At 68.7% G+C, this 11,544-nt stretch carries 8 protein-coding genes; 2 read left to right on the forward strand and 6 right to left on the reverse strand.

All coding sequences use genetic code 11. The features are described 5' to 3' along the window. Nucleotides 1-958, forward strand: a 958-nt coding sequence (locus HOP12_03330; protein NOT33182.1) for a hypothetical protein, incomplete at its 5' end; no start/stop codon positions are given. Here HOP12_03330 and HOP12_03335 read toward each other — a convergent pair. Continuing rightward, nucleotides 939-1,892: a hypothetical protein gene (locus HOP12_03335; protein NOT33183.1), complete on the reverse strand. Its 954-nt coding sequence runs from the start codon at nucleotides 1,890-1,892 to the stop codon at nucleotides 939-941. The two genes, HOP12_03330 and HOP12_03335, sit on opposite strands and share 20 nt — an antisense overlap. Nucleotides 1,893-2,042: 150 nt before the next feature. On the opposite strand from HOP12_03335, the gene HOP12_03340 reads away from it, so the two are divergent. Then, nucleotides 2,043-4,493, forward strand: a complete 2,451-nt coding sequence (locus tag HOP12_03340; protein ID NOT33184.1) for a leucine--tRNA ligase — start codon at nucleotides 2,043-2,045, stop codon at nucleotides 4,491-4,493. A 167-nt stretch (nucleotides 4,494-4,660) separates the two neighbouring features. On the opposite strand, the gene HOP12_03345 is transcribed toward HOP12_03340, so the two are convergent. The 5 genes from HOP12_03345 to HOP12_03365 form a co-directional block, all read right to left on the reverse strand. Further along, the gene (locus HOP12_03345) at nucleotides 4,661-7,138 is read right to left on the reverse strand and encodes a tetratricopeptide repeat protein (GenBank protein ID NOT33185.1); all 2,478 of its coding nucleotides are present in this window, start codon (nucleotides 7,136-7,138) and stop codon (nucleotides 4,661-4,663) included. Beyond that, nucleotides 7,135-7,518, reverse strand: coding sequence for a BlaI/MecI/CopY family transcriptional regulator (locus HOP12_03350; GenBank protein ID NOT33186.1), 384 nt, complete (start codon nucleotides 7,516-7,518; stop codon nucleotides 7,135-7,137). The genes HOP12_03345 and HOP12_03350 overlap by 4 nt, the downstream gene beginning before the upstream one ends. Before the next feature lie 103 nt (nucleotides 7,519-7,621). Next, on the reverse strand, nucleotides 7,622-9,745 hold the full coding sequence (locus tag HOP12_03355) for a glycoside hydrolase (GenBank protein NOT33187.1): 2,124 nt from the start codon (nucleotides 9,743-9,745) through the stop codon (nucleotides 7,622-7,624). Nucleotides 9,746-9,760: 15 nt separating this feature from the next. Beyond that, on the reverse strand, nucleotides 9,761-10,429 hold the full coding sequence (locus tag HOP12_03360) for a tetratricopeptide repeat protein (GenBank protein ID NOT33188.1): 669 nt from the start codon (nucleotides 10,427-10,429) through the stop codon (nucleotides 9,761-9,763). A gap of 115 nt (nucleotides 10,430-10,544) precedes the next feature. Next, the gene (locus HOP12_03365) at nucleotides 10,545-11,492 is read right to left on the reverse strand and encodes a hypothetical protein (protein NOT33189.1); all 948 of its coding nucleotides are present in this window, start codon (nucleotides 11,490-11,492) and stop codon (nucleotides 10,545-10,547) included. Nucleotides 11,493-11,544 lie beyond the last annotated feature (52 nt).

Consider the following 11,544-nt stretch of genomic DNA (forward strand, 5'->3'; position numbering starts at 1 on the left):
GGCGAAGGGCGGGCACTTTCCTCGGGCACTCTACCTCGAGGGTCCCGACGAGGCACTCAAGACCGCGTTGCTCGCCGAGCTGCGGCGCGCGTGGTCCCGCGCAGTGCCCGAGCAGCCGCTCGCTCGCGTGATGCGCGCGGGCGAGAACGACGTCGCAGAGATCCTCGCCACCGCTCAGGGCGGTTCGCTGTTCTCGACCCGCGAACTGCTCGTGGTGCTCGAGATCGAGGACCTCGGACGAAGCGAGAAGAAGGTCGAAGCGCTGGCCGGTGGGCTGGCCGCGATCGGTGCGGGCAGCTGCGTGCTGATTCACGAATCGGCGAGCGAGACCGAGCGCAAGTCGCTGGCGCCGATCCGCGCTGCATGTGACGGCGTTTGGACGGCATGGCCGCCAGCCTTCGACGCGCTGGTCGCGTGGGGAACCCGCCGCCTCGAGGCCGCCGCGGTTCGCGCGGAGGCCGGCGTGGTGGAGGCGGTGGCGAGTGCCTGCGAAGGAGACGCCTCGGCGTGCTTCAACGAGCTCGAGAAACTCGCGACCTTTGCCGGCCCCGAGGGCCGCGTCACGCGCGCCGAAGTCGAGGCGCTGCGCGCGCCGATGCTGGACGCCGACCTGCCGCAGTACGTGGCGGCGGTGGCGGCGGGGGACGTGCGACGCGCCACCCAGCGACTGCATCGCATGCTGGCCGGCGGCATGAACGAGGGCACCGTGATGTTCGCGCTCGTCAATCTGGTCGGTGGCGCGCTGGGCGGCTGGGCGCGCTCACGCGAACTCAGCGCGCTGCTCGCCCGCCGAGTCGGCGCGCGGGAGCTGGGGCCGGCGATGGATGCGCTCTATCGGATGGAGTCGGCCTGGAAGGGCGGCCGCGCGGACATCGTGGCGCTGCTCGAACTCGCCACCCGAACGGTCGCGGGAGCGGGAGCGGCGCGCGCCGCCGGAGCTAGCGCGGCGCACCGCTGACGGGTGCCGCGAGCCAGCGGAGCGTATTGAGCACCAGGCGCGCGTGATGCGCCGCCTCGGGGGCGTTCATGCCGACCCGTTCGCGGCTCGGGCCCGCGAGTTGCGCGGTGAGCATCGCCGCCTCGCCGTAGACCACCACTCGGCCCCGGCCATGGCGCAGCGCCGCACCGAGCAGCAGGCCGTCGGCACGCACGCGCGGCGTCGCGGCGGAGAACTTCCACGCCTCCTCGGGGAGACGCACCACCGAGCGCTCGCCCATCATGAGGAGCGGTTCGGCCGAGGCGGGTGCCCGAAACGCCTGGCCGGTGAAGATCTTGACCGAGTCGACACGCTCGGCTGCGTTGCGGCCGTCGGTGATCGCGTGCGGCGCGAGCCGTCCTGAGGAGCGCCGCACCACGAACTCCGATTCGCCGCTCGAGTCCTCTGCGAAGCCATTCGACAGGTAGACCCCGAACGCGGCGGCCAGCAACTCGGCCGCGCCGCCGAACGGCATGTGATCCGCGATCAGCAGCAGCGAGCCGCCGTCGCGTACCCAACGCTCGACCACGCGTACCTCGGCGGAGTCGAACGCCGACCACACCGGCAGGCGCCAGGCGGATTCGTTGCGCGCCTCGATCGCGTTCGAGATCACCAGCACGCGAGCGGGGGCGAGCGACTCGAGCGTGAAGCGCGTGGAGTGGGAACCCACCGCGTAGCCATTTCGGGCCGCGAGTCGCGCGAACGCAGTGAAGCGGCCGGTGCGGGTGTGAAAGTTGTGATGGCCCTCGTCGATCAGCACCACCGGTCCGGCGCCCGCCGCGTAGTCCGGAGTTGGAATCGGCGGAGTGAACGTGGTGTCGGCGATCTGCTGCGCCGCCGCGGGCGAGCTGCCGGCGAGCAGCAGGGCGAGAACGAGCGCGAGCACGGTGCCGGTACGAGTGAGAAGCGAGGTCACGAGTGCCTCCAGTTCGAGTGCGTGGCGAGAATTGCTCCTGGTGCCGGGATTGGACGTGCCTCGCGACGGCGAGGTTTCGCGTCGCTCGCGGCCATTCGCTATGCTGCCGGACCCTTCGCGCGGCTTTGGCCCCCTGGACCCCGTCGGCCCATGAAACGCTACCCGTTCGAGCAGCTCGAGCCCCAGTGGCAGCAGTACTGGGAGGAGCACGGCACCTTCCGCACTCGGGAGGTACCGGGACGTCCCAAGTTCTACTGCCTCGACATGTTTCCCTACCCGTCGGGAGCTGGACTTCACGTCGGCCACCTCGAGGGCTATACCGCGACCGACATCGTGTCGCGTTTCAAGCGCATGCGCGGCTTCAACGTGCTGCACCCGATGGGGTGGGACGCATTCGGCCTGCCGGCCGAGCAGTACGCGATGAAGACCGGCATCCATCCGGCGGTGACGACCTCCGAGAACGTCGCGAACTTCCGGCGCCAGATGAAGCGCGCCGGGCTCTCCTACGACTGGGAACGCGAGGTCGACACCACCGACCCGGCCTACTACCGCTGGACGCAGTGGATCTTCCTCCGGCTGCACGAGCGCGGCCTGGCCTACGTGGCCGAGGCGCCGGTCAACTGGTGTCCCGCCCTCGGCACCGTGCTCGCGAACGAGGAAATCGTCGACGGTCGCAGCGAGGTGGGCGGCTTCGAGGTGGTGCGAAAGCCGATGCGCCAGTGGATGCTGCGCATCACGGCCTACGCCGAGCGTCTGCTCGATGACTTGAAGCTCGTCGAATGGCCGACCAGCACGCTCGAGATGCAGAAGAACTGGATCGGCCGATCGATCGGCGCCGAGGTCGAGTTCCGCCTCGACGGAATCAACGGCGCGCTGCGCATTTTCACGACGCGCCCCGACACGCTGTTCGGCGCCACCTACATGGTGCTGGCGCCCGAACACCCGCTGGTCGAAGCGCTCACGTCGCCCGCGCATCGCGACACGGTGACCGAGTACCGCGAGCGCACCGTGCGCAAGAGTGACATGCAGCGGCAGGAGGTCGGACGCGAGAAGTCCGGCGTGTTCACCGGCGGCCACGCGATCAATCCCGCCAACGGCGAGCGCCTGCCGGTGTGGATCGCCGACTACGTGCTGACCGGCTACGGCACCGGCGCGATCATGGCGGTGCCCGGACATGACGTGCGCGACTGGGAGTTCGCGCGCACGTTCGGGCTACCGATTCGCGAGGTGGTCGCGGGCGGGAATGTCGAGGAAGCCGCGTTCACCGACAACGCGAATGGCCGCATCGTGAACTCGAGCACTCCGGACGGCACCTTCAGCATCGATGGGCTGGCACCGGCGGAGGCGATCGCGAAGATCACCGAGTGGCTCGAGTCGAACTCGACGGGGCGTGGCGCGATCCACTACAAGCTGCGCGACTGGCTGTTCGCGCGCCAGCGCTACTGGGGCGAGCCATTCCCGATCGTGTGGGTCGGCGACGAAGCGGTCCCGATTCCCGAGGAGCAACTGCCACTGCGCCTGCCCGAGGCGCAGGAAATCAAACCGTCGGGAACGGGGGAGAGCCCGCTCGCGAACCTGACCGAGTGGGTGAACACGAGCGACCCGCGCGGAGGCGAGGCGAGCGGTCGGCGTGAGACCAACACGATGCCGCAGTGGGCGGGGTCGTGCTGGTACTACCTGCGCTATCTGGATCCCCGGAATCCCGCTCAGCTCGTCGACTCAGTGAAGGAACGCTACTGGATGCCGGTCGACCTCTACGTCGGCGGCGCCGAGCATGCGGTGCTCCATCTGCTCTATGCACGCTTCTGGCACAAGGTGCTGTTCGACATCGGAGTCGTCAGCACGCCCGAGCCGTTCCGAAAACTCGTGCATCAGGGGATCGTGCTCGGCGAAGACAACCATCGCATGTCCAAGTCGCGCGGCAACGTGGTGAATCCAGACGAGATGATCGACGCCTTCGGCGCAGACGCGATGCGGCTCTACGAGATGTTCATGGGTCCGCTCGAGTCCATGAAACCGTGGAGCACCCAGGGAGTCGAGGGGATTTCGCGTTTCCTGGATCGCGTGTGGCGGCTGGTGGTGGCCGAGAACGCGGAACTGAGCCCGCTGCTGGTCGCCGACGCACCGGCACCCGAGAGCCTGCGGCTGCTCCATCGCACGGTGCGAAAGGTCACCGAGGACGTCGAGGGCCTGCGTTTCAACACCGCGATCTCTCAGCTCATGGTGTTCACGAACGAGATGACCCGGCTCGAGCGCCGTCCGCGAACCCTGATCGAACCGTTCGTGCTGCTGCTCTCGGCGTTCGCGCCTCACCTGGGCGAAGAGCTGTGGCGGCGGCTCGGGCACGCGGAGTCTCTGGCCTGGGAAGCCTGGCCCTCGTACGACCCGGCGCTGGTGATCGAAGACGTCGTGACCCTGGCCGTTCAAGTCAACGGCAAGCTGCGCGCGACGCTCGAGCTGCCGCGCGGCGCCTCGCAAGACGATGCCCGAGCGGCGGCGCTGGCAGACGAGCGTGTCCGCAAGTACCTGGACGGCGCCGAGCTCAAGAAGGTGATTCACGTCCCCGACAAACTGCTGAGTTTCGTCGTCGCGGGGAAGTAGGGACGGCGAATCGTGTCGACCCGCGGCTCGACTGCGCGCCGGCCTGGCTCGGATCCGGGCAGGTTTACATAATATAAATTATGCGACATAGCCCCATTGAAGGAAGGCCGGGGTTGCCGCCCCGGCCTTCGAGCCCTGGCATCGCGTAATTCGACTCCGCGATCGTGCTACCGACCCTTGTGCTTTTCGAGCTCGTGGAGCTTCTGCTTCTCGGCCTGGTGCGCTTCGTCTTCGAGTCGATCAGCCAGCCGCCAGCGGTCCAGCAGGCGCCGGAACCGCGCGTCGGTTCTCAGGGCGTCGAGATCGGGATCCGACAACGCGAACTTCGAGCTCTCGAATCCGCTGCGCTCGGCCCGCTCCAGCCACGCGATGGCGTCGTCCCCACGGTTTTGAGCCGCCGCGGCGCACGCCAGGTTGTACATCGAGGTCGGAAGTCGATAGCCGAGCGCGATCGTTCGTTCGTAGGCTGCCGCCGAGCCCGCCGGGTCGCCGGCACGCAGCCGCGCGAAGCCCAGATTGAACCAGGCGCGCCCGAGGTCTGGATGCTCGCGCACCACTCGCTCGTAGCGCTGAAGAGCCTGGCGCCAGCCCTTCGAACCGTCGCTGCGCGAGTCCGACGTCTCGCTCAGTTCCAGCTCCTTCGTCAGCTCGACCAGGCGCTGGAAGCGACGATCGCCGCGAAGCGATTCCAGATCGTCGTCATCCGCGATGCTCCTGGCGTTTCCGAAGCCCGCCAGGACCGCGCGCTCGAGCGCATCGAGAGCGAACAGGCGACGGCCCGCGAGCGCCCAGGCGCAAGCCTGGTTGTAGAGCGCCGTCGAGCTCGAGTCGATCGCGAACTGGCTCGCAAACGCGGCCGCCGCACGCGTCGGCTCTCCGGCCCGCATCAGCTGTACGCCGGTGTGGCTCCAGTCATCGGGATTCCTCGAGCGCCTCGAGTGAAGCACCTCGTAGTCGGAGATCAGCTCGCGTAGCCGGGCGAGTGCGTGGTCGGTCGAGCGTGCGCGTTCCAACAGAACCGTGAAGCGCCGCTGCCGGCGGATCGCGTCGAGGTCGTCGTCCGAGCCGATCAGATCGGGCCGATCGAAGCCGGCGTCGAGCGCGTGTTCGAGCGCATCGAGCGCATTGTCCGCATCGTCGTTCAGCGCGAACGAGCACGCCGCATTGTAGTAGGCGGTCTCGATTCGATAGCCGGACGAGGCGGCGTGCAGATATTCGCTCGCCGCGGCGGCGTAGCGCTTCTCGTTGTAGTGGCCCGTAGCCGACTTGAACCACTTCTCCCCCGTTCGCCAGTCCTCTTTCTCATCGAGATTCGAAGTCTTTCGCGCTTCGGAGAGGCCCGCGAGCGGCTCGTTCGAGGCCAAGGGTTCGCTCGAAGCCCTCGCCATGTCGCTCGAGGTCTCGGGCGCGAAGGCACTCGCCACGAGCTCGGTGGCCGAGCTGGCGCCCGAGAACGGAGGCTGCGAGGTTGCGGCGGCGCGCGGAGGCAACGTCGAAGGCTCGGGTGCCGCGACCACTCGCGCGGACCCCAGCCCGCCGACCAACAGCGCCGCGAGCGCGCCGATCGATAGAGTGGCGCGTGCCGTCGCCGGCCCACGTGGAGCCGCCGGCGTGAGAATCGCCACCAGTCGCCGCTCGAGGGTCGAGCGACGCGCGAACGCGGGCGCCACCGCATCCGCGGGACCTTCACGGTCGGCAGCGCGCGCGATCGCGAGCAGATCCTCGGCATAGCGTGACGCAAGCTCACCGCTCGCGAGCACCACGTCGTCGCACGCCTGCTCCGCCGCCATGCGCGCATGGCGTGCCATCGCCCAGACCAACGGATGGAACCACAGCAGCGCGGTCGCAAGTCGGGTGAAGAGCAGCGACAACGTGTCCCGGCGGGCTACGTGCGCCAGTTCGTGCAAGAGCACGGCCCGTCGTCGCTCGGCCGACCACTCGAGCACCGATGGCGGCAGCAGCAGTCGCGCGCGCTCCATTCCGTAGAGGACCGGGACCGTGAGCTCTGCGGACTCCCTCAGCTCGATCGAGCGTCGGATCCCCAGCCGCTCGCACGCGTTTCGCAATTCGAGCTGCAGCGACGGGTGTTCGCTCGCTCGCGACCGGCGCACCAGTTGGTGGGCGGCGAACAGCGAGCGAGCCAGGCGGGCGATCAGAACGACCGCGGGCAGCGCCAGCAGAAATGTCAGAGTCGCGTTTGCGTCGAGCGGCCAGCCGGAAGCCGGTGCGGGGGGCGACGCCGCAAGCGCCGCCTCGGTGTCAGCCAGTCCCGTGGACCGATCGGACTCGATCGATTCGGAGACCCTCGCGTCGACCGTCGCGTGCGTCGGGTGCGCGAGTGTCGGGTGCGCAGGTGTCGCGGTCTCGAGCGCCGGCACCGACGCCGGGTGCGCCGTCCAGTCCGGCGGCAGCACGGGCATGCGAACCGACGGCATCCAGAAGGATGCGGCAGGAATGGCGAGCGCGCCGAGGAGCGTCGCGATCGCGATGCGGTGCCGCACCGCCGCCGAGAGCCGCCACGGCCATGCGACCGCCGCGAGGCCGAGACCGGTGAGCAGCGTCAGATTGACGAGCCCGCGCGCGAACGCGGAGCTGGCGATCAGTTCCGGCACGCTACGCAGCAGGGCAAGCAGTTCGGAGTTCATCGGCCCTCCCGGCGGGCGCGGTCGATCAACGCCTCGACGCGCTGAAGATCCGCCTCGCTCATGCGTGCCGCCCGCTCCTCGAGCAACGCCACGACCGCGCCCGCCGGCGAGCCGTCGAAGAACGTCTCGAGCAGGTTCTGCATCGCGCTCTGACGTGCGCGGTGTCGCGTGACCGTCGGCAGGTAGACGTACCGAGCGCCGTCCTCGACGTGCTTGAGCACCTGCTTGTCCTCGAGGATGCGAAGTGTCGCCCGAACCGCCGAGTAACTCGGCGGGTCGCTCATGCGATCGCGGACCTCCGCGGCGGTCGCGCGGCCGACTCCGTAGACGATGTCCATGATCTCGCGCTCGCGACGACTCAGGTCCCGCAATCTCTTCATGGCGTCCCCCGACGTGAGTGCTGATTTCCTAGCAGTGCTGGAAAACTAGCATCACGCTTCGCGGCCGGTCAACCGGAAACTTTCGCGACGCTCCGGGGCGGCCCTAGGTGCTCCAGTGGCTGGCTTCCTCGGGCGCTTCCGGGAACATGATGCGCACGAGGTCCTCGCCAGGCACGCTCTCGATCACCCCGGCGGAGCCGATCACCTCCACCATCAGCTCGAGCGTCGAGCCGGGGATCAGCCCGAGACTGGCGATCGGAAGCGCGATCTCGGCGATCTCCCCCACGCGACAGACCGCGCCTTCGATCGGATGCTCGACGGCGTCCGCACCGATCAGACGCAGCACCGCGTCGGTGTCGGGGCTGAGTTCGGCGATCTGAATGCGCAGCGGCCGCGGCTCGATCAATTCGAGTCGCAGAGCGATCACTTCGGCGCGGCGGCCGGCGGCGAAGTCGAGGCGCAGGTAGAGACGTTCCGAATCGAAGCCATAGTGGAGCGCGGTCGCGATGCCCGCCGCGCGATGCATCGAGCCGCCGCCCGCACCGACTCGAACGCATCCCGCGGCGTGCCACTCGTAGAAGTGGCTGCGACGCCCGTCGATCACCGGCGTGAGAGGACCGAGCGGCTTGAGGTGTGTGATCGGATCGGAGGCGGGACGCGCGATCGGCAATCCCAGCGTGGCCGGCTGGGGAAGTCCGGCCGACTCGTACACCGCTCGCAGATGCTCGCGGAACAGCTCGTCGAACACCGCCTTGTCGGCCGTGTAGTGGTCTTCTCCGAACCACCAGAACCAGTCGGAGCCCTCCGCTCGAAGCAGCGACTCCCACGCAGCAGGATGCGTTTCGAGCGTCCGTCCCGCGTCGACCAGCGCGCGGCGCGCGCGCGTCACCAGCTCCCAGGCGCGATTCTTCTCGGCGTGCCCGATCCAGATGTGAAAGTCGGCGTCGATCCAGGAACCGGTGTGGAGCGCCGGCAGGCGGGCGACCGAGCTTCGTTCGGCGAGGACTTCCGACGGCGTCACGGTGCGAATGTCGGTCGCGGCCTCGAGACCCTCGTACAGGGCGTCCAGAAACGGCGCTCCATCGAGCGCGTAGCCCTCCCAGCAGTTCTCGCCGTCGAGCATCACCGACACCAGCGGCAGCTCCTCACCGGCGTGCTCTGCGCCGAGCTGACGCACTCGTGCGATCAGATCGTTCGCAGCATCGCGCGGGTCCCAGCGCTGATAGACGAAGCCGATGCGATCCGACAGCTCGTGATCGCGAAAGAACAGAGCGATCGGGCCGGCCGCCGTCTCCCAGCGCCACGGTCGATAGAGTGCCGCGCGCTTGCGATCGCCTTCGGGCAGCGAGCGCCACAACACGCCCTCGTCGGTCGCGAGCCACGCCAGTCCCTGGCGGGCCGCGATCTCGGCGACCTCGGGACTCACGCTGCCCTCCGACGGCCACATGCCGCGTGGCCTTGCGCCGAAGGCACGCGTGTGACGCTCGATCGCGCGCGACACCTGAAGTGCTGCGTCTTCGGGTGCCCGGAACGGATCGATCGGCACCACCAGGTCCGGGCGCGCGCGAAGCGCCGCACGCGAATCCACCAGCAGCGGCAGGATCGGATGGTAATACGGCGAAGCCGACAGCTCGACGCGTCCGGACTCACCGAGTCGGCGGTAGGTCTCGATCACGCGAGCCGCGAGCCGCGCATGCAGCGCCAGCAGCGCGTCGCGATGCGATGCATCGAAGCGCGTGGTGGCGAGCGCGCCGCGCACCTCGGACTCGTCGTGGAACATCGGGTCGAGCCACGCGATCAGGAACCAGCACTCGAGTGCCAGCAGCCGCGCGTCGTCGACCGCTCCCAAATCGCGGGTCGCTTCGAGCAGCTCGCGCAGTCGCGACCACGACTCGATCGCCCATGGCGGCAGCATCCGGCAACGCCACACGACTTCCGCCCGTTCGGCGCCGGCGAGCGACGCCACGGGTCGAGCGAGGCGCTCGAACAGCTCGTCCGGCACCCCGGCCGCGACGTCGTCGAGCTGATCGAGCAGCGACGGCACGAGATTGAACGTGACTCTCAAACGCGCATGGCGCCCCACGCGGAGCGCCATGTCGAGGTAGTCCTTGGTCGCGTGCAGCCGCACCCACGGAAGGCGCGAGCGGCCATCGAGCGCCCGCCGATAGTCGGGCTGATGGTGGTGCCACAGAAACAGCAGCTCGACCGCGGCCGGGCCCGCGCTCATTTCCAAGGCCGCGAGTTAGCCCTTGCTCGCTTCGATCTCGGCGATCGTCATCATGGCCGAGCGCGCGTAGGTCGTCTCGCCGAACTCCCGCTCGATTCGACGCAGCCGCTCGATCGCCTGATCGCCCTGACCGAGTGCTCGCAGACAACGGGCCGAGGCCCACAGGAACTCGGCCGAGGAGGCCCGATCGAATCGCCCGACCAGTTCGTCGTAGGCCTTTGCGGCTTCCGCGTACTGATGATCGCTCTCGAGGGCGTACGCGAGACTCCTGCGCGCGGCGTCCGCAAGCAGGCCGCTGCCCGACTTCTGCAGGTACTTGCGGTACGACTCCGCAGCGGGTTTGAACTCGCCGTTCCAGAACTGGTTGTCGCCCAGCAGTCGCAGCGCATCGGCGCCGCTGCGCGTGCCCGCGAACTGGGTGGAGACCTGCTTGGCGAGTTCGGTCGAGCGCGCGTAGTCACCTTGCCAGTAGTAGGCGGTCGCTTCGGCGACCTTGGTGGCCGCCTGGGACTCGCGGTTCTGCTGATTGCGGCGCATGAAGTACCCGCCCGCGCCGACCAGAATGAGTATGCCGAGCGCGGCGAGAAGAATGCGGCCTGAGCGAGCCCAGAAGCTCTGCAAGCGTTCGATGGCCTCGCCGCCCTGATCCGCGAGCTGAACCGAACGTGGCGACTCTAACGACAAGATATGCCTCCAGTTATGACGTTGATCTCAAGTTGAATACAAGCTGAGGATGGACTTCGGGAGAGCCGGACGTTAGCGGCTCGCGTTGGGACCGTCAAGGCTTCGAGTCTCGAACTCAGGGAGCGCAATGCGCGCACGCCACCGTCCCGCGCGCACGCACCAGCATTTCCGCGGGAGTCCCGCACCCGGGACAGCGCGGCAGCGCCGGGCGACCGCGAGCGACGTCCACGCGAGACGTGAGACGCACGTGCATCGCACCGGCGCGGAGTTCCTGCTCCAGCTCCGCGACCGGCCACGCCCACTCCTCGATCCCCCACCATCGCACTTCGGTGCGGAGCGCCCAGCGCTGGCGCACCTCGGCGGCGCGCCGCTCCCATTCGAGCTTGAGCGAGGTCGTGTCGCCGTCTTCGGTTTCGGCGACATCGGCACCGCTGATTCGGCGTCGAGTTCGCTCTTCCTCTTCCTCGACGCGCGCGGCGAAGAATGCCGAGAGGCGGCGCAGCTCTTCGTCGCGCCGCGGCCCCACGCCCTGCTCCCACTCGCGTTCGCGCTCTCCAAGCACCGCATCGAAGTGTTCGCGCGCAGCCGTGACGAGCCGTTCGATTTCCTCGGCGCTCAGCTCGTCGTGAATCTGGTAGAGGCCGTCACGCGCTCGCAGTTCACCGAGTTCCGGAGAGCGCGCCCATTCGATCAGTGCGCCGTCGGGCCCGAGCAACAGCACCCACTCCTCTTGTGCCGGCAGCCCGCCCCACAGCGTGACCACGGCGTGGATCGCGACCCGGCGCTCGTAGGTCACGGGGCCGAGCCGTGGCGGGCCCCACGTCAGCCCTCGCACCTTGCACACGGCCGCGATACCCGCTTCGGGCGCTCCGGGAACGCGTGCGAGCGCGGTCCGATGCGCGACCACCTCTTCCTCGCGCGCAACCTGAAGCATCTTCTGTCCCGCGGTGCTTCCCGGCGCCGTGAACCAGGCGCCGCGCGGCAGCGTCGGCCGCTGCGGGTCGAAGACCAGTCGCACGCGCTGGCGGCGCCAGCGCTTCTGCAGGTCCTCGGAGAGCGCCACTTCCCAATCGCCTCGAGCGGCATCGGTCAGCGTGGCGCAAGTTCATCGGGCG

This window comes from Candidatus Eisenbacteria bacterium, assembly GCA_013140805.1.
Taxonomy (GTDB): Bacteria; Eisenbacteria; RBG-16-71-46; order RBG-16-71-46; family RBG-16-71-46; genus JABFRW01.